This window comes from Leclercia sp. GHBNCSD (assembly GCF_055805075.1).
Genome location: NZ_JBQVYO010000001.1, coordinates 251,583 through 270,470, shown reverse-complemented (window position 1 = coordinate 270,470; position 18,888 = coordinate 251,583). Strand labels below are relative to the sequence as shown.

Genomic DNA, 18,888 nt, shown 5'->3' with positions numbered 1-18,888 from the left:
TCCTTAGCTCTGGGCGACTTTACGCGGAATAAATTCGTTGGCGACCGCTTCGCCCTGCTGCAACAGCTGCTGCGGCTGCGGGATCTCCGGAATGGCGACATCCAGATGCGGGAACAGCAGTTCGCCCACCTTGTACGCCTCCTCCAGATGCGGATAACCGGAGAGAATAAAGCTGTCGATACCGAGGTCAGCGTACTCATTAATGCGCGCTGCCACGGTCGGGCCATCCCCCACCAGGGCGGTACCTGCGCCGCCGCGCACCAGGCCGACGCCCGCCCACAGGTTCGGGCTGATCTCCAGATTCTCTCTTTTACCGTTGTGCAGGGAGGCCATTCGGTGTTGCCCCACGGAATCGGTGCGGGCAAACGCGGCCTGCGCTTTGGCAATGGTGTCATCGTCCAGATGCGAAATCAGGCGGTCGGCGGCCTGCCACGCCTCTTTAGTGGTTTCGCGCACAATCACATGCAGACGAATACCGAAGCGGACTTTACGACCCCGCGCCGCGGCTTTGGCGCGCACCTGTTCGATTTTCTCTTTTACCAGCGCCGGCGGCTCGCCCCAGGTAAGGTAGAGATCCACCTGCTCGGCGGCCAGATCCTGGGCAACGTCCGATGAACCGCCAAAATAGAGCGGTGGACGCGGCTGCTGGATCGGCGGGAAGTAGAGTTTCGCGTCACGCACATGGATATGCTTGCCCTCGAAGGTGACGTTCTCCCCCTCCAGCAGACGACGCCAGACGTGAGTGAATTCAGAGGAGGCTTCGTACCGCGCGGTGTGATCCAAAAAGACGCCATCTCCCGCCAGCTCCTGCGGATCGCTGCCGGTCACCAGGTTAAACAGGGCGCGGCCATTCGACAGACGGTCGAGGGTCGCGGCCTGGCGTGCGGCCACCGTCGGGGAGGTCACGCTGGGACGCAGGGCCACCAGAAACTTCAGGCGTTGGGTCACCGGGATCATCGACGCCGCCACCAGCCACGCATCCTCGCAGGAACGACCTGTCGGGATCAGCACCCCGGTAAAACCAATCCGATCGGCCGCCTGGGCGATCTGCTGGAGATAAGCATGATCCACCGGACGAGCACCCTCGTCGGTGCCAAGGTAATGACCGTCGCCATGGGTAGGTAAAAACCAGAACAGATTCAGACTCATGATTTATCTCCTTTCGATGCAGTGGGCTGCCAGATGCGGTCGCGAATAACGATTTTTTTCGGTACCAGATGGTTGTCGTAAAACAGGTCGGCGGTTTGCTGCTGTAACACGGCGATTTTCGCATCCACCGGTTTGATGACGGTTGGCGGGCGATGGTCAAGGTAGGTAGCAATGACCGGCTCCGGCAGACCCATCGATTTTGCCAGCAGGGCGATACTGGCCTGGCGCTGGCTCTGGGTGAGGGCGTCCGCTTCGCTAAAGGTATCCAGCACGCCCTGAATAAAGGCACCGTTCTTCTCGGCATAGGGGCGTGCGGCAAGGTAGAAAGAGCCGGTCTGTTTCAGGGTTTCGCCATCTTTCAGTACTCTCACCTCCCCCTGCAGCAGCACCGCAGAGTAGTAAGGGTCCCAGATAGCCCAGGCATCGACACTCTTTTGCTGGAAGGCGGCGCGGGCATCCGACGGGGAGAGATAGACCGGCTGAATATCCTTAAAGGTCAGGCCCGCCTGCTGGAGCGCGCGCAATAAAAGGTTGTGGGAGCTGGAGCCTTTCTGGAAAGCCACTTTGTGGCCTTTCAGATCCGCCACGCTCTTAATCGGGCTATTTTCAGGCACCAGGATCACTTCGGCTTTCGGTTTTGGCGGCTCAACGCCGACGTAAAGCAGATCCGCGCCGGCGGCCTGGGCGAAAATTGGCGGGATATCGCCCGTGCTGCCGAGATCGATACTGCCTACGTTCAGCGCCTCCAGCATCTGCGGGCCGGCCGGGAACTCGACCCAGGAGAATTTGGTGTCCGGGTAGCGTTTTTCCAGCAGCTGATGGCTTTTCGCCAGCACCATACTGACGCTGCCTTTCTGATAGCCAATACGCAGATTGTCGGGCGCGGGCTCTGCGCCATGCGCCAGGGCGGAGAGAGCCACCAGACCTGCCAGACTCAGGCGTGCGAGAGATTTAAACATGGGCGACTCCTTTCTGAAGACCGAAGGCTGGAACCTGCACGTCGCGGCGATGCAGCGCCTGCCAGAAGGTCTCCAGCGCGCTGTCGAGGCGGGTTTGCAGGTTTGGGGTAAAGTGCGGCTTGTGCTGGTAATCGATGACCTGAGAATCATCGGCAAAGACGCCGTGCAGGATCTCCTGGGCTTTCAGGGCGTTGAGCACCGGTTTCAGGGCGTAATCCACCGCCAGCAGGTGGGCCACAGTGCCGCCCGTCGCCAGCGGCAGGACGACTTTGCCCTCTAACGCGCGCTCCGGCAGCAGATCCAGCAGGGTTTTCAGGGCACCGGAGAACGAGGCTTTATAGATCGGCGTGGCGACGATCAGCCCATCGGCCTCTTTTAACTGTTCATTCAGCGCCTTCAGCGCAGGGCTGTCGAAGCGGGCATAGAGCAGATCTTCCGGGGCAAAATTTTGTAGATTCCAGTGGAACACCTCCACATCCAGAGAGGTAAGCTGCTCCCGGGCGTACTCCAGCAGTGCGCTGGAGCGGGAAGGGAATCGCGGACTGCCGGCCAACGTAATGACGCGCATAGATGCTCCTTATAACCAATTATTCGCTTTTATCTAACATTGATAACATTTGTTGGCAGTGTGGCACCGCTGGCTTATTCCGCTAAATGATTTATCCGCAAGATAAATGCCGAAAATTGAATAAAGGAGGAGTGAAAAGTAAACGATTGCGCGGCACGGGGGTTTTTTTGCCTCAGGTCAATTCCCTTTCCCGCTGCGATCGCAGATAATACGCCCCCGGTTTGCACACCGGGAATCCAGGAGAGTTCATGTACTACCCCTTCGTTCGTAAAGCCCTTTTCCAGCTCGATCCTGAGCGCGCTCATGAATTAACATTCCAGCAGTTACGCCGTATTACGGGAACCCCGCTCGAAGCGCTGGTGCGCCAGAAAGTGATGGATAAGCCGGTCACCTGTATGGGGTTAACCTTTAAAAACCCATTGGGTCTGGCGGCAGGGCTGGATAAAAATGGCGAGTGCATTGATGCACTGGGTGCGATGGGCTTCGGCTCCATCGAAATTGGTACCGTCACACCGCGTCCGCAACCGGGTAACGACAAGCCACGCCTGTTCCGCCTGGTAGAAGCCGAGGGGCTGATTAACCGCATGGGGTTTAATAATCTCGGTGTCGATCATCTCGTTGAAAATGTGAAAAAGGCCCATTTCGACGGTGTATTAGGCATTAATATCGGCAAAAATAAAGACACGCCGGTTGAGCAGGGCAAAGATGACTACCTGATCTGCATGGAGAAAGTCTACGCTTATGCCGGATATATTGCGGTGAATATCTCCTCGCCTAACACGCCAGGTCTGCGTACCCTGCAATACGGCGAAGCGCTGGACGACTTATTAACCGCCATCAAAAATAAGCAAAATGAACTCCAGGCGACGCACCATAAATATGTGCCGGTCGCCGTTAAAATTGCGCCGGATCTGAGTGAAGAAGAGCTGATTCAGGTGGCCGACAGTTTAGTTCGTCATAATATTGATGGTGTTATCGCTACCAATACCACGCTCGACCGCACTTTAGTTCAGGGGATGAAGCACTGCGATGAAATGGGTGGCTTGAGCGGACGCCCGGTGCAGTTAAAAAGCACCGAAATAATTCGTCGTCTGTCGCAGGAATTAAATGGCCGCTTACCGATTATTGGGGTTGGCGGGATTGATTCAGTCATCGCCGCCCGTGAAAAAATGGCTGCTGGCGCTTCGCTTGTTCAGATATATTCCGGCTTTATTTTTAAAGGTCCGCCGCTGATTAAAGAAATCGTTAATCACCTCTAACCTTTTAGCATGACTGACAACCAGGGCTTTATTTCCAGCTCTGGTTGTTTTATATTCCCGGACTGTTGCTTTATTAGACATAGTAGTCTTTGATTACTGAGGTTAAAAAAACGAAGCGGCAATAAGGACTTTCTTACGACAGGACGTTTCGGGCACGGGAGAGACAGATGCGAATTAAACCTGACGATAACTGGCGCTGGTATTTCTGCGAAGAGCACGATCGTATGATGCTCGATCTGGCCAATGGTATGCTGTTTCGTTCGCGTTTTGCCCGCCGGATGTTAACCCCGGACGCCTTTGCCGATACCGGTTTTTGCGTCGATGATGCCGCACTCTATTTCTCTTTTGAAGAGAAGTGCCGTGACCTGGAACTGTCGAAAGAGCAGCGTGCTGAACTGGTGCTCAATGCGCTGGTGGCGATCCGCTTCCTCAAACCCCAGATGCCAAAAAGCTGGCACTTTCTTGCCCACGGTGAACGCTGGACGCCGGTTATCGGTGATGCCGCCTGTGTCAGCCTGAGCGAAAATGGTGAGCAGGTGAATTTGCTGGTGGTGGAGCCGGGCGACAACGCTGCGCTCTGTTTACTGGCGCAGCCCGCGGTGACCATTGCCGGGCGCACCATGCAGTTGGGCGACCCGATTAAAGTGATGAATGACAGGCTGAAACCGCAACCGGTCAGCTTCAGCCTGGAACAGGCCGTTTAAGCCTCGAGTTGTAACGACGTTTTCGGTACGCAGCTACAGCACAGGATTGTGCCGTCGCTGCCAATGGCCGATTTCTTCAGCGCGCTCACTTCCCCCTCAACCAGCGTAATGCGACAGCATCCGCAAATCCCCGCACGGCAGGAGTAGGGCACGCGAATCCCGGCCTGTTCAAGCTGCTCCAGTAACACCTGCTGATTGTTACCGCGAATGGTCTGCCCCTGCCACTGGATGGTCACCGCCGTTGCAGGCTGCACTTCCACGTCGCTGGCCTCTTCTTCGGCGCCTGCACCGTAGAGACGGCCCGGGGCGGTCGAGAGGATCTCCACCTCGTCGCCCACGCGGATCACTCCGCTGGAGCGCGGGATCAGGTTCTGGCCGAAATCGACATCACCATTATCCTGCGCGGTGCGGAAAGATTGCAGGGTTTTTAGCGGTTCGCCAGCCGGGTGTTTCTGCCCTTTCTCCGGGCTGACGGTGGTAAAGATGCAGCGGCTGCAGGGTTTCACCACGTCAAAAATGACCTCGCCGATGCGGATCACTTTCCAGGTGTCCTCTTCCCAGGCGGCAGCGCCTGTCACCACCAGGTTCGGGCGGAACTGCTCCATCTGCACGCTGGCCGGGCAGCGCTGTTGCAGGTCGCGCAGCGAGGCTTCGTTTGTGAGCAGATACGGGAATCCGTCGGCAAAAGAGAGCGGCACCGCGGCAAACTTAGCCACGCGTCGCGTCAGCTCCGGCCCAACCCAGCGGAGCTGAACCGGGCGGGAAAAGAATTCGCTCAGCCAGCGGTTGATCGCGTCCGGGGCGATACGGGCGGTAAAGTGGTTGCCCCAGACTTCGGTGGGCGCATCCGCTGGCGCAAAATCGCTGAAACGGACGATACTACTGGAACCATCCGGCGCAGTCAGATGGAGACCATCCTGAACCGGCGCCGGGATGAAGCGAACCATTTGCGGGAACTGGCGTGCGGTAATAAATGTGCCATCCAGCTCTGTGACCATAAAAATGCGATCAAAGGCAAAACCGCTGACATCGGCAAGGGCATGCGTGAGCCCAATACCGCGCATGGATTTAACCGGATGAATGAAAAGCCTGGATAACGTCGCCACGGCGCAGCCCTCAAATGAAAATAAGCCCTCAACTTTATGACATAGAGCCCAGATTGGCTATAATGCGCAGCAATTTTCTTAGAGTAAAAGTGACGATATGAATTCTCTGTTTGCCAGTACGGCCCGTGGGCTGGAAGAGCTGTTAAAAACTGAACTGGAAAATCTGGGCGCGCAAGAGTGCCAGGTGGTTCAGGGTGGTGTCCATTTTCAGGGCGACACGCGGCTTATTTACCAGAGCCTGATGTGGAGCCGCCTGGCCTCACGCATCATGTTGCCGATGAGAGAATGCAAGGTTTATAGCGATCTCGATCTTTATATTGGCGTGCAGACTATCGACTGGACAGAGATTTTTGCCCCAGGCGCCACTTTTGCCGTGCACTTCAGCGGCCTGAACGATGAGATCCGTAACAGCCAGTACGGGGCGCTGAAGGTCAAAGATGCCATCGTCGACTGTTTCACGCGCAAAAATCTGGAGCGTCCGAACGTCGATCGTGAAAATCCGGATCTGCGCATCAACGTTCGCCTGAATAAAGAAGTTGCCAGCATTGCGCTGGATCTGTGTGGCGAAGGCCTGCACCAGCGCGGCTACCGCGATCGTGCCGGTATTGCGCCGATCAAAGAGAACCTGGCGGCCGCCATCGTGATGCGTTCCGGCTGGCTGCCGGGTACGCCGTTGCTCGATCCGATGTGTGGTTCCGGTACCCTGCTTATCGAAGCGGCGATGCTGGCAACCGACCGCGCGCCTGGCCTGCATCGCGGCGCGTGGGGCTTTAAGGGCTGGGCTCAGCACGACGAGGCCATCTGGCAGGAGGTAAAAGCCGAAGCCCAGACGCGCGCACGTGCCGGGCTGGCAGCCTATGAATCCCGCTTCTATGGTTCTGACAGCGACGCCCGCGTCATTGAACGCGCGCGCAGCAACGCCCGCCGCGCCGGGATCGGCGAGCTGATCGCCTTTGAGGTTAAAGACGTTTCCCAGCTCACCAATCCGCTGCCAAAAGGCCCGTACGGCACGGTAATCAGCAACCCGCCTTACGGCGAACGTCTGGACAGCGAGCCTGCGCTGATTGCCCTGCATAGCCTGCTGGGGCGCACCATGAAGGATCTGTTTGGCGGCTGGAACCTCTCTTTGTTCAGCGCCTCCCCTGAGCTGTTGAGCTGCCTGCAACTGCGCGCCGAGCGCCAGTTCAAGGCCAAAAACGGTCCGCTGGACTGTGTGCAGAAAAATTACCATCTGGCCGAGAAAGAGGCGGACAGCAAACCTGCCACCATCGCGGAAGATTACGCCAACCGCCTGCGCAAGAACCTGAAGAAATTTGAAAAATGGGCGAAGCAGGAAGGCATTGAATGTTATCGCCTGTATGACGCCGATTTGCCGGAATACAACGTGGCGGTCGATCGCTACGCCGACTGGGTGGTTGTGCAGGAGTATGCCCCGCCTAAAACCGTCGATCCGCAGAAAGCCCGTCAGCGTATGCTTGATATTATTGCCGCGACCATCAGCGTGCTGAATATTGCGCCAAACAAACTGATCCTTAAAACCCGTGAGCGTCAGAAGGGTAAAAACCAGTATGAGAAGATGAACAGCAAGGGCGAGTTTATCGAAGTAGGCGAATACAACGCGCGCCTGTGGGTGAACCTCACCGACTATCTCGATACCGGGCTGTTCCTCGACCACCGCATTGCCCGCCGCATGCTGGGCCAGATGAGTAAAGGTAAAGACTTCCTGAACCTCTTCTCCTATACCGGCAGCGCCAGCGTACATGCCGGCCTGGGCGGTGCGCGTACCACTACCACCGTGGATATGTCCCGCACCTATCTGGAGTGGGCGGAGCGCAACCTGCGCCTTAACGGCCTGACCGGCCGCGCGCACCGCCTGTTGCAGGCTGACGTGCTGGGCTGGCTGCGTGAAACCGAAGAGCAGTTCGATCTGATCTTTATCGATCCGCCGACCTTCTCTAACTCCAAACGCATGGAAGAGTCTTTCGATGTCCAGCGCGACCATATTGCGCTGATGAAAGATCTCAAACGTATGCTGCGTAAAGGCGGCACGATCATGTTCTCGAACAACAAACGCGGTTTCCGCATGGATCATGAAGGGCTGGAAAAACTGGGGCTGAAAGCACAAGAGATTAGTCAAAAAACCCTGTCCCAGGATTTTGCCCGTAACCGTCAGATCCATAACTGCTGGCTGATTACCGCGGTCTGAAAGGAAAAGTAAATGTCATTAATTAGTATGCATGGGGCGTGGCTGTCGTTCAGCGACGCGCCGCTTCTCGATAATGCTGAGCTGCATATCGAAGATAACGAACGTGTCTGTCTGGTGGGGCGTAATGGCGCCGGAAAATCGACGCTGATGAAGATCCTCAACCGCGAGCAGGGGCTGGATGACGGGCGCATTATTTACGAACAGGATCTGGTTGTGGCGCGTCTGCAGCAGGATCCGCCGCGCAACGTTCAGGGCAGCGTCTACGATTTTGTCGCCGAAGGCATCGAAGAGCAGGCCGAATACCTGAAGCGCTACCACGAGATCTCGCATCTGGTGATGACCGATCCCAGCACCAAAAACCTGAATGAGATGGCGCGCCTGCAGGAGCTGCTGGATCATCATGGCCTGTGGCAGCTGGAAAACCGCATCAACGAAGTGCTGGCGCAGTTAGGTCTGGAAGCGGACATGCCGCTGGCCTCTCTTTCTGGCGGCTGGCTGCGTAAGGCGGCGCTGGGCCGGGCGCTGGTCAGCGGGCCGAAAGTGCTGCTGCTTGATGAGCCGACCAACCACCTGGATATCGAAACCATTGACTGGCTGGAAGGGTTCCTGAAAACCTTCAACGGCACCATTATCTTTATCTCTCATGACCGTTCGTTTATCCGCAATATGGCGACCCGTATTGTCGATCTCGATCGCGGCAAGCTGGTGACCTATCCGGGGGATTACGACACCTATCTGCTGGAAAAAGAAGAAAACCTGCGGGTAGAGGAGCTGCAAAACGCAGAGTTTGACCGCAAGCTGGCGCAGGAAGAGGTGTGGATCCGTCAGGGCATTAAAGCGCGTCGTACCCGTAATGAAGGCCGCGTCCGTGCCCTGAAAGCGATGCGCCGCGAGCGCAGTGAACGCCGCGAGGTGATGGGCAGCGCGAAGATGCAGGTCGAAGAGGCGAGCCGTTCAGGCAAAATCGTCTTTGAGATGGAGAACGTCAACTACCAGGTCGACGGCAAGGTGCTGGTGAAGGACTTCTCCGCCCAGGTACAGCGCGGCGACAAAATCGCCCTTATCGGTCCGAACGGCTGCGGTAAGACCACGCTGCTGAAGCTGATGCTGGATCAACTTAAGGCAGATAGCGGCCGCATCCACTGCGGTACCAAGCTCGAAGTGGCGTACTTCGACCAACACCGCGCTGAGCTGGATCCGGATAAAACGGTGATGGACAACCTCGCCGAAGGCAAGCAGGAAGTGATGGTGAACGGTAAGCCGCGCCACGTGCTGGGCTATCTGCAGGACTTCCTGTTCCATCCAAAACGGGCGATGACCCCGGTGCGCGCCCTCTCTGGTGGGGAGCGTAACCGCCTGTTACTGGCGCGTTTGTTCCTGAAACCCAGCAACCTGCTTATTCTTGACGAACCGACCAACGATCTTGACGTTGAAACGCTGGAACTTCTGGAAGAACTGATTGATAGTTATCAGGGAACTGTGATGCTGGTCAGCCACGATCGTCAGTTCGTGGATAACACCGTCACCGAATGCTGGATCTTCGAAGGCCAGGGGCGAATTGGTCAGTATGTGGGCGGTTATCACGATGCCCGTGGGCAGCAGGCACAATCGCAGGCGACAAAACAGTCAAAAGCGAAGGTGGAAGCGGAAGTTGCTGTTCCAAAAGCAGAAAATAGCAAACGCACCACGGCCAAATTAAGCTATAACCTTCAGCGCGAACTGGAAGGCTTGCCGCAGCGTCTGGAAGAGCTTGAAGCCAATCTGGAAAGTTTGCAGGCTCAGGTGGCAGACGCGTCATTCTTCAGCCAGCCGCATGACTATACTCAAAAAGTTCTGGCCGATATGGCCCAGGCTGAGCAGGCGCTGGAAGAGGCATTTGAACGCTGGGAATATCTTGAGGCTCTGAAAAACGGCGCATAAGTTAAACATGGAGCCAGTATGTGTGAACATCACCATGCCGACCGGCATATTTTATGCTCACAGTGCGATATGCTCGTGGCGCTTCCGGTGCTCGAGCATGGCCACAAAGCGGCATGCCCGCGCTGCGGGACAACGCTGACAACAGAGTGGGACGCGCCGCGGCAGCGTCCTACTGCTTATGCCATTGCTGCGTTGTTTATGCTCTTTCTCTCCAATCTTTTCCCCTTTATTAATATGAAGGTGGGGGGGATCACCAGCGAAGTCCATTTGCTGGAGATACCCCGCGTGATGTTCTCAGAGAATTACGCCAGTCTGGGAACATTCTTTTTACTTTTCGTCCAGATCGTACCGGCGTTTTGCCTGGTGGTTATCTTACTTCTCGTGAACCGGGCGCATATGCCCGGAGCACTGAAAATCAGGCTGGCGCGGATCCTGTTCCAGTTGAAAAGCTGGGGGATGGCGGAGATTTTTTTAGCCGGTATTCTGGTGAGCTTTGTTAAGCTGATGGCCTACGGCGATATCGGCATTGGCAGCAGTTTTATTCCCTGGTGCCTGTTCTGTATCCTGCAACTACGCGCGTTTCAGTGCGTGGATCGCCGTTGGGCATGGGACGATATCGCTCCTGCGCCCGTATTGCCGCAAACGCTGCAACCCGGTGTGCCGGGAATCAACCAAAATTTGCGCTTATGCGCCTGCTGCACAGCGATCCTTTCTGCCGACCAGTATGTCTGCCCGCGTTGCGCAACAAAAGGGCATGTGCGGCGTAAAAACAGTCTTCAGTGGACCATGGCACTGCTTATTACCTCCATGATCCTCTATCTCCCGGCCAACATACTGCCGATTATGATTACCGACCTGCTGGGCGATAGAATGCCATCGACTATCATGGCCGGGGTTGTACTGCTATGGAGTGAAGGCTCCTATCCGGTTGCGCTGGTGATCTTTATCGCCAGTATTATGGTTCCCACGCTCAAAATGATTGCGATTGCCTGGCTCTGCTGGGATGCCAAAGGACACGGCAAGCGTGACAGCGAGCGGATGCATCTGATCTATGAAGTCGTAGAGTTTGTCGGGCGCTGGTCAATGATTGACGTCTTTGTGATTGCCGTCCTCTCTGCGCTGGTGCGTATAGGCGGATTAATGAGTATCTATCCCGCCATCGGAGCGGTAATGTTTGCATTGGTCGTGATTATGACCATGTTTGCGGCCATGACTTTCGACCCTCGGTTATCCTGGGATCGTGAGTCAGCGTCGAGCCATGAGGATGAATAAAAGCATGGAAAAGAGAAGCGGAGAGGCGAAAGTGCAGAAGGTCAGAAACTGGTCGCCGGTGTGGATTTTCCCCATCGTGACTGCCCTGATCGGTGCCTGGATCCTGTTTTATCATTACAGCCATCAGGGTCCGGAAGTGACGTTAATCACCACCAACGCCGAGGGGATTGAGGGCGGTAAAACCACCATCAAAAGCCGCAGCGTGGATGTGGGGGTCGTCGAAAGCGCGACCCTGACTGACGACCTGACACACGTAGAGATCAAAGCCCGTCTCCACGCTGGCATGGAGAAGCTGCTACACGGCGACTCGGTGTTCTGGGTGGTGAAACCGCAGGTGGGCCGTGAAGGCATCAGCGGTCTGGGTACGTTGTTATCCGGGGCATATATTGAACTGCAACCGGGCAAAAAGGGCGTCCAGCCAGCGGAATATCAACTGCTGGACTCACCGCCGCTGGCGCCACCCGATGCGAAGGGGATCCGCGTCATCCTCGACAGTAAAAAAGCGGGCCAGCTGAGTCCGGGCGATCCGGTATTGTTCCGCGGTTATCGCGTGGGTTCCGTTGAAACCAGCACGTTTGACACCCAAAAACGCACCATCAGTTACCAGCTGTTTATCAATGCGCCTAACGATCGCCTGGTGACCAGCAACGTGCGTTTCTGGAAAGACAGCGGTATCGCCGTAGACTTAACCTCAGCCGGTATGCGCGTCGAAATGGGCTCACTCTCTACGCTCTTCGGCGGTGGCGTCAGTTTTGACGTGCCGGAAGGGCTGGATCAGGGCCAGCCGGTGGCGCAGCACACGGCATTCAAGCTCTATGACGATCAGAGAAGCATTCAGGATTCGCTCTATACCGACCATATCGACTACCTGATGTTCTTCAAAGATTCTGTCCGCGGCCTGCAGCCGGGCGCGCCGGTTGAATTCCGCGGTATCCGTCTCGGAACCGTCGCTAAGGTGCCGTTCTTTGCGCCGGGTATGCGCCAGGTGCTGGATGATGACTACCGTATTCCGGTGCTGATCCGCATTGAGCCGGAGCGGCTGATTAATCAGGTTGGCGATACGCCGGACATTGCTCAGCATATCGACGGGCTGATGAAGCGCGGCCTGCGCGGCTCGCTCAAAACCGGTAATCTGGTGACCGGGGCGCTGTATGTGGATATGGACTTCTTCCCGAAAGAGCCGCCGCTAAAAGCGATCCGCGAGTTTGGCGGGTATAAAATTATCCCGACCGTCAGCGGTGGCCTGGCGCAGATCCAACAGCGTCTGATGGAAACGCTGGATAAGATCAACAACCTGCCGCTCAATCCGATGATTCAGCAGGCCACCAACACGCTTAGTGAAAGCCAGGCGACGATGCGCCGACTGCAGGCCACGCTGGATAATCTCAACAAGCTGACCGCCAGCCAGTCGATGCAGCAGCTGCCGCAGGACATGCAGAAGACGCTGCGTGAACTGAACCGCAGTATGCAGGGCTTCCAGCCGGGCTCCGCGGCATATAACAAGATGGTGGCGGATATGCAGCGCCTCGATCAGGTTCTGCGTGAGCTCCAGCCGGTACTGAAAACGCTGAATACCAAGAGCAATGCGCTGGTATTCGAAGCAAAAGAGAAAAAGGACCCTGAGCCGAAGGGGGCTAAATAATGAAAAAATGGCTAATCATCACCGCAGTGGCGCTTCTGACCGCCTGTAGCGCATCAGAGAACAAGAGCTATTATCAGCTGCCGCTGGCAGCGCAGGCGGGCGGGCAAACGACGGCCAGCCAGGGGAACCGCCTGCTGTGGGTCGAACAGGTAGCGGTCCCTGATTATCTCGCCGGTAATGGCGTGGTCTATCAGACCAGCGATGTGCAGTACGTCATCGCCAGCAACAATCTCTGGGCCAGCCCGCTGGATCAGCAGCTGCGTAACACGCTGGTCGCCAACCTTGGCAGCCAACTGCCGGGATGGGTGGTAGCCTCGCAGCCGCTGGGAAGCGACCAGGATACGCTTAACGTCAATGTCACTGGCTTCCACGGGCGCTATGATGGCAGGGTGATCGTCAGCGGGGAGTGGCTGCTAAACCATCAGGGTCAGCTGATCAAACGACCTTTCCATCTGGAGCTGATCCAGCAGAAAGATGGTTACGATGAGATGGTAAAAGTGCTGGCCCAGGGCTGGGCGCAGGAGTCTGCCAGCATTGCGAGAGAGATCTCCCGACTGCCATAAGTAAAATTCATCGCACGGAGCCGCACTTGGCTTGATGCTAATTGCGGCTTTTTTTTCGTTTGCCCCTCAGGCGGTTACTTGTGCCGCGTCACAATTTTTGTACAAATGAACTTTTGTGTAGCTCACATTTATGACACTGGCGTGAATTTTGCGCATTGACGCTCGGCGGTAATCAGGGTATTCGTTATCTGTGATTGCACATTTTGTAATCACTGTTTTCTTTTCCACCAGATCAAATAATGAGGGAAACGAGGCATGAAGAGACAGAAACGAGATCGCCTTGAAAGGGCTCATCAACGTGGTTATCAGGCTGGCATCGCCGGACGTTCAAAAGAAATGTGTCCCTATCAGACCTTGAATCAGAGGTCACAATGGTTAGGGGGCTGGCGAGAAGCCATCGGAGACAGGGCAGTACTTGCTTGATAGCGTCTCTTTAAAAAAAGAAACCTCCGCACTGCGGAGGTTTCGCCTTTATATGCTCTGGTAAAAGCAACAATCAGAATGCGGAGGTGTCCTGGAACAGACCCACTTTCAGGTCGTTCGCGGTGTAGATCAGACGCCCGTCGACCAGCACTTCGCCATCCGCCAGGCCCATAATCAGGCGACGGTTAACAATGCGTTTGAAGTGAATACGGTAGGTAACTTTTTTCGCGGTCGGCAGAACCTGACCGGTGAATTTCACTTCACCCACGCCCAGCGCGCGGCCTTTACCTTCGCCACCCAGCCAGCCGAGGTAAAAGCCAACCAGCTGCCACATCGCGTCCAGACCCAGGCAGCCTGGCATCACCGGATCGCCAATAAAGTGGCAGCCAAAGAACCACAGGTCCGGGTTGATATCGAGCTCTGCTTCTACGTAACCCTTATCGAAGTTGCCGCCGGTTTCCGTCATCTTCACGACACGGTCCATCATCAGCATGTTCGGGGCCGGTAACTGCGGGCCTTTCGCGCCAAACAGTTCACCGCGACCAGAGGCAAGAAGATCTTCTTTTGTATAGGATTCGCGTTTATCTACCATGTTCTCAGTATGCCTTATTTTAGTGAAGGACGCAGGATAGCTAACACGTGTACGCTGAACAAGTCCGATCAGTTTGGCGTGAACCAGTTCAACCAGCGTAACGGCCAGGGATAACGGTGGCGCGCTTCCTGTTGCGTTGCCTGCGCAATTCGTTCCTGGATAGTCTGCATCAGTGTGGTTTGCCCCTCGGCGTCCCACTCCAGGTTTGTCAGTAAGGGTAGCGCATCTGTAATGTCTTCGATGGCCCAGAGGCTGAATTGTTCCTCTTCTACCGCCTTCAGCAGTTCCTGACTGAGGCTGAGATGACGCACGTTCGGAAGAGGAATGATCACACCCTGTTTACCGCTCAGCCCACGCTGCTGGCAAACGGTAAAGAAGCCCTCGATCTTCTCATTCAGACCGCCGACCGGCTGCGCGCGACCAAACTGGTCCACGGAACCGGTGATCGCAATGCTCTGATTCACCGGCACATCGGCCAGGGCGCTGATGAGGGCACACAGCTCTGCCATCGAGGCGCTGTCGCCATCCACTTCGCTGTAGGACTGCTCGAAGGTCAGCGAGGCGGTGAAGGGGATCTGCTGCTCGAGCTGCAGTTCCGACATCAGGAAGGCCTGCATGATCATCATGCCCTTGGCGTGAATATTCCCGCCCAGCTCGGCTTTGCGTTCGACATCGATAAACTCACCGTCGCCGATATGCACGACGCAGCTGATACGCGACGGCTCGCCAAAGGCGCGCGGGTGGCCAGGGAATTCAATTACCGACAGAGCGTTGATCTGCCCGACGCGTTCGCCTTCGGTTTCAACCAGGATCTGCTCAAGCAGGATCTCATCCTGCATGCGATCGGCAAGATAGCCTTCACGCCATTCGCGCTGCACCAGCATCTGGGAGAGCTGTTCGCCGGTGACCGTATCGTCTTCGGTCATGGCTGCGGCTTCACGCAGCTGTTTGCCAAGCCAGAGAGGACAAAGCGGCAGAGTCTCCTGATCGCCGGTATAGCGGACCGCTTCGCGGATCAGCACCGGCCAGGCATCGGCAGCAGGCGTTGGCAGCTGCGCACGCTGGCAGACGGCGTAAACCCACTGCAGCCATTGCTGCATATCTTCAGCATCCGCAATCTGGGTACTCTCTTCAAACTCGCTGTAGACCACCTGGTCGGCCAGTTCGGGTTCCATCTCCTGGAAATCCGCCAGCGCTTCGCGATCGCCGATGAGCACCACTTTCAGGGTGAGCGGCATAGAGGGCACAGCGACCGGAAGAGGGCGCGACTCGTCGTAGGCCACCCAATCGAAGCGCTGCTGGCTAACGCTGTTTTTCAGGCGCATCCACAGAAGCGGCTGAGCAAGCAGCGTGCGCAGGGAGATAACCAGCACGCCGCCGTTTGCCTGATGAACCAGACCGGGGTGCAGGGTAAGTTCACCGTTAAACTGGCGCAGACAGCCGAACAGCTGCTCTGCTTCTGTCCAGCCCGCCTGGACGATGTTGCCGGTGACAGCAAAACGGCCATCGGGTACGGTGGCGGGTTCAAAGGTAACGGTATGCCCATCGATGCGGTACTCACCACCAAAGACCGTTCCGGCTTCTGGCTGCAGCTGCCGCATGGCATCTGCCAGAAGATTCAGATACTCCGCTTCGTCTGGCGCTTTCAACAACATGAATGGTGAGGTAGCCCATGGGCTTAACACCTGCTCCAGCGCGTAATGCAAACGGGGCTGAGTGTCGCTGAGGATGTATTCGTCTTCTTTCGCGAGATCTGGCTGTGCAAACAGTTCCTGATAACTGTCGGTATCCGGAACAAGGTCACGCCATGCAAGTTTCGTAATGGTCAAAGTTGATGTTTTTTAGTCAGAAGTAAAACGATGGAGTATACCGTAAGGCGCAGGCTCTGCACATGAGGGAATCGGGGTTTCCGGGCAGGAATGCGTCACCGCGTGTCACAGGATATGATTTCTTTTCAGCAGATTGCTAAAAAACTGATATTCTGAACACAGTTACACGGTCACACTGAGATCGCAATGAAATATCAACAACTGGAAAATCTCGAAAGCGGCTGGAAATGGAAGTATCTGGTCAAAAAACACCGTGAAGGGGAGTTGATCACCTGCTACCTCGAAGCCAGTGCTGCAAAAGAAGCTGTAGATTTATTGCTGACCCTCGAAAATGAACCCATTCTGGTCAATGGCTGGATTGAAAAGCATATTAATCCTGCCTTACTGAACCGAATGAAGCAGACTATCCGTGCGCGGCGCAAACGGCACTTTAATGCTGAGCATCAACATACCCGTAAAAAGTCGATTGATCTGGAGTTCATGGTCTGGCAGCGTCTGGCCGGGCTCGCCCAGCGACGGGGGAAAACCTTGTCAGAAACCATCGTACAGCTGATTGAAGATGCGGAACATAAAGAGAAGTACGCCAGTCAGATGTCGACCCTGAAAACCGATCTCCAGGCGCTGCTGGCCGGTAAAAAGTAGCGTTTTACTTTACTTCAGGCAATAAAAAACCCCGCAACATGGCGGGGTTTTTTGTCAGACGATAACTTATGCCGCTGGCTGAGTTACAACGTCTTTGATGCCTTTAACTTCGATCTCTACGCGACGATCTGGAGCCAGGCAGTCGATCAGTGCAGCGCGAGCTTTCACGTTGTCACAGGTAGAACCGGTAACTGGGTTAGATTCGCCCATACCACGTGGGGAGATCTTGTTAGCCGGGATACCTTTAGAGATCAGGTAGTCAACAACGGACTGAGCACGTTTCTCAGACAGACCCTGGTTGTAAGCGTCAGAACCGATACGGTCGGTGAAGCCCAGAACCACGACGGAACCATCTTTAGGATCCAGGTTGCTCAGCTGGGTGTACAGCTGATCCAGTGCCTGCTGACCTTCTGGTTTCAGGGTTGCTTTGTTGAAGTTGAACAGAACGTCAGACTTCAGAGTGAAGTGCTTGGTCTGTACTTCTGGAGCCGGTGCTGGAGCTGGAGCAACGATTGGCGCTGCTTCTTCCTGCTGGCCGAAACGGTAGGAAACACCCACGCTCAGCATGCCGTTGTCTGGACGAACACCAACGGTGTTGCCGTCGCCGATGTTGTTAACCCACTGGTATTCCAGACGGGTAGCAACGTCACGGGTCATAGCCCACTCAACGCCACCAGCGAATACTGGGGATACGCCGGTGTCATGGTCGTCGCCAGCGATGCTGTTGCTGGAGTCTGCACGCCATACCATGCCGCCCAGACGGGTGTAGATGTCTACAGCGTCATTTACTGGGTAGCCCAGTTTAGCAGTCAGCTGAACGCCCTGAGCTTTGAATGCGCCGTTAACGTTGTCGCCTTTGTAAGGCATACGGCCCAGCCAGTCGTAACCCATTTCGAAGCCAACGTACGGGTTAACCTGATAACCACCGAACGCGCCTGCGCCCAGCTGGCTTTCATGAGTTGGACCGTCGTTGTTCAGAGCGTCGTTATACCAACCAGTGTCATGGAACTGAGACCAGCCCAGTTTACCACCAGCGTACCAGGTATTATCTTTCGGAGCGGCCTGCGCTACGGTAGCGAAACCAGCCAGTGCCACTGCAATCGCGATAGCTGTCTTTTTCATTTTTTGCGCCTCGTTATCATCCAAAAATCGCCATGAGAATCTCAATGAGAGTCACGGTTAAATCCTTCACCGGGGGGCGGGGACAAAGAGTAAACCTACCGATATCTTCGGCTTAGGCCGAGCACCCCTGGCGATGTAAAGTCTACAACGTACCTGAAAACTTACAAGTGTGAACTCTGTCAGGCATATGAAAAAAAAAGTTTTGTATACACAATATTTAACATTTATTGCGCAATTTAAGGCGTGCTAAAATGAAGAAAGCCGCGGCAGACAAGACTTTTCGCGGCTTTTTTATAGAGAACCAACGGCGTACAGAGGGCGCAAAAAAAATTCCAGGAATACTCTTATTTTTACTTAATGATACAAATTGGAGTGAATTTTTAGCCCAGAAAGGTGTCCGTTGCCCAGAGCATTCATTCGAATGGGACGCATTATGAAGCCGAGCGCATTACCTTCTTCGGCGGCTTCAGCCAGACGATGTTGCTCCGTTTCCGTCAACTCGTGCGTAAACCAACCGATCACGACGCTGTAATTTCCGGTACGTAACGCCCTCACCATTGAATCTACAGTATGGCATGGATCCATCTGGCTTATCTGCATCACTTTTGTGAGCGGCAAGCCGGCGGACTGCACCCATTCCCGGCTCAATTTCTGCTGCGGCGTAAGCCACAGCTGCCAGCGCGACTGCTGACCAAGCTGCTGTAACAGTGGCAGCAATAACAGCTGCGTCATCATGGGCTGGTCTTCACGGTAGAGCACTTCACTAATCAGCCCGGTGGAAACAGGCGCAGTGGAATTCAGCGCGCTTTTACCTGCGGTAGAAGAGAAAGTAGTTGAACGGTTTGCATAGCCTGAAGAGTACATAATCAATCCAGCCCTGTAGTTACTGTATGGATATACAGTAACCCCTGTGCGACTAAAGATCAACCTCA

At 55.5% G+C, this 18,888-nt stretch carries 17 protein-coding genes; 9 read left to right on the top strand and 8 right to left on the bottom strand.

Annotated elements, in window-relative coordinates; translation table 11 throughout:
• Positions 1–3: 3 nt before the first annotated feature.
• Genes ssuD through ssuE form a run of 3 tightly spaced genes read right to left on the bottom strand, consistent with a single transcriptional unit; the run spans position 4 to position 2,676 of the window.
• Entirely contained in the window at positions 4–1,149 is a 1,146-nt protein-coding gene (gene ssuD, locus ACT3IC_RS01465; protein ID WP_159339196.1) for an FMNH2-dependent alkanesulfonate monooxygenase, read from the bottom strand.
• Positions 1,146–2,108 carry a sulfonate ABC transporter substrate-binding protein gene (locus tag ACT3IC_RS01460; RefSeq protein WP_159339195.1) on the bottom strand — a complete coding sequence of 321 codons (963 nt, stop codon included), beginning with the start codon at positions 2,106–2,108 and terminating at the stop codon, positions 1,146–1,148. The genes ssuD and ACT3IC_RS01460 overlap by 4 nt, the downstream gene beginning before the upstream one ends.
• Positions 2,101–2,676, bottom strand: a complete 576-nt coding sequence (gene ssuE / locus ACT3IC_RS01455) for an NADPH-dependent FMN reductase (RefSeq protein ID WP_103178946.1) — start codon at positions 2,674–2,676, stop codon at positions 2,101–2,103. The genes ACT3IC_RS01460 and ssuE overlap by 8 nt, the downstream gene beginning before the upstream one ends.
• Positions 2,677–2,924: 248 nt before the next feature.
• On the opposite strand from ssuE, the gene pyrD reads away from it, so the two are divergent.
• Both pyrD and zapC read left to right on the top strand, forming a co-directional pair.
• On the top strand, positions 2,925–3,935 hold the full coding sequence (gene pyrD, locus ACT3IC_RS01450; RefSeq protein ID WP_103178947.1) for a quinone-dependent dihydroorotate dehydrogenase: 1,011 nt from the start codon (positions 2,925–2,927) through the stop codon (positions 3,933–3,935).
• A 167-nt stretch (positions 3,936–4,102) separates the two neighbouring features.
• A complete protein-coding gene (gene zapC, locus ACT3IC_RS01445; protein ID WP_103178948.1) occupies positions 4,103–4,639 on the top strand; it encodes a cell division protein ZapC in 537 nt (178 codons plus the stop codon).
• On the opposite strand, the gene ACT3IC_RS01440 is transcribed toward zapC, so the two are convergent.
• Complete coding sequence (locus ACT3IC_RS01440) at positions 4,636–5,745, bottom strand: YcbX family protein (RefSeq protein ID WP_103178949.1); 1,110 nt, start codon at positions 5,743–5,745, stop codon at positions 4,636–4,638. The two genes, zapC and ACT3IC_RS01440, sit on opposite strands and share 4 nt — an antisense overlap.
• Before the next feature lie 97 nt (positions 5,746–5,842).
• Between ACT3IC_RS01440 and rlmKL the strand changes: the two genes are divergently transcribed.
• The 6 genes from rlmKL to rmf all read left to right on the top strand — a co-directional run bounded on the left by rlmKL (position 5,843) and on the right by rmf (position 13,771).
• Complete coding sequence (gene rlmKL / locus ACT3IC_RS01435) at positions 5,843–7,951, top strand: bifunctional 23S rRNA (guanine(2069)-N(7))-methyltransferase RlmK/23S rRNA (guanine(2445)-N(2))-methyltransferase RlmL (protein ID WP_103178950.1); 2,109 nt, start codon at positions 5,843–5,845, stop codon at positions 7,949–7,951.
• Positions 7,952–7,963: 12 nt separating this feature from the next.
• On the top strand, positions 7,964–9,871 hold the full coding sequence (locus tag ACT3IC_RS01430; RefSeq protein WP_473475910.1) for an ABC transporter ATP-binding protein: 1,908 nt from the start codon (positions 7,964–7,966) through the stop codon (positions 9,869–9,871).
• 18 nt (positions 9,872–9,889) lie between these two features.
• Entirely contained in the window at positions 9,890–11,143 is a 1,254-nt protein-coding gene (gene pqiA, locus ACT3IC_RS01425) for a membrane integrity-associated transporter subunit PqiA (protein ID WP_473475907.1), read from the top strand.
• Between the two features lie 4 nt (positions 11,144–11,147).
• Positions 11,148–12,785, top strand: a complete 1,638-nt coding sequence (gene pqiB, locus ACT3IC_RS01420) for an intermembrane transport protein PqiB (RefSeq protein WP_103181058.1) — start codon at positions 11,148–11,150, stop codon at positions 12,783–12,785.
• Positions 12,785–13,348 (top strand): membrane integrity-associated transporter subunit PqiC, encoded by a 564-nt coding sequence (gene pqiC / locus ACT3IC_RS01415; protein ID WP_103178953.1) that lies wholly within the window; start codon positions 12,785–12,787, stop codon positions 13,346–13,348. The genes pqiB and pqiC overlap by 1 nt, the downstream gene beginning before the upstream one ends.
• A gap of 255 nt (positions 13,349–13,603) precedes the next feature.
• Positions 13,604–13,771: a ribosome modulation factor gene (gene rmf / locus ACT3IC_RS01410; protein ID WP_010429337.1), complete on the top strand. Its 168-nt coding sequence runs from the start codon at positions 13,604–13,606 to the stop codon at positions 13,769–13,771.
• Positions 13,772–13,844: 73 nt separating this feature from the next.
• On the opposite strand, the gene fabA is transcribed toward rmf, so the two are convergent.
• Together fabA and ACT3IC_RS01400 are read right to left on the bottom strand one after the other, a co-directional pair.
• Positions 13,845–14,363 carry a bifunctional 3-hydroxydecanoyl-ACP dehydratase/trans-2-decenoyl-ACP isomerase gene (gene fabA / locus ACT3IC_RS01405; protein ID WP_000227926.1) on the bottom strand — a complete coding sequence of 173 codons (519 nt, stop codon included), beginning with the start codon at positions 14,361–14,363 and terminating at the stop codon, positions 13,845–13,847.
• Between the two features lie 68 nt (positions 14,364–14,431).
• A complete protein-coding gene (locus ACT3IC_RS01400) occupies positions 14,432–16,192 on the bottom strand; it encodes an AAA family ATPase (RefSeq protein WP_156238323.1) in 1,761 nt (586 codons plus the stop codon).
• 186 nt (positions 16,193–16,378) lie between these two features.
• Between ACT3IC_RS01400 and matP the strand changes: the two genes are divergently transcribed.
• A complete protein-coding gene (matP, locus tag ACT3IC_RS01395; RefSeq protein WP_103178956.1) occupies positions 16,379–16,834 on the top strand; it encodes a macrodomain Ter protein MatP in 456 nt (151 codons plus the stop codon).
• 66 nt (positions 16,835–16,900) lie between these two features.
• Here the strand turns inward: matP and ompA are convergent, their stop codons facing one another.
• A complete protein-coding gene (ompA, locus tag ACT3IC_RS01390; RefSeq protein WP_103181059.1) occupies positions 16,901–17,956 on the bottom strand; it encodes a porin OmpA in 1,056 nt (351 codons plus the stop codon).
• A 354-nt stretch (positions 17,957–18,310) separates the two neighbouring features.
• A complete protein-coding gene (sulA, locus tag ACT3IC_RS01385) occupies positions 18,311–18,820 on the bottom strand; it encodes an SOS-induced cell division inhibitor SulA (protein ID WP_103178957.1) in 510 nt (169 codons plus the stop codon).
• Positions 18,821–18,888 lie beyond the last annotated feature (68 nt).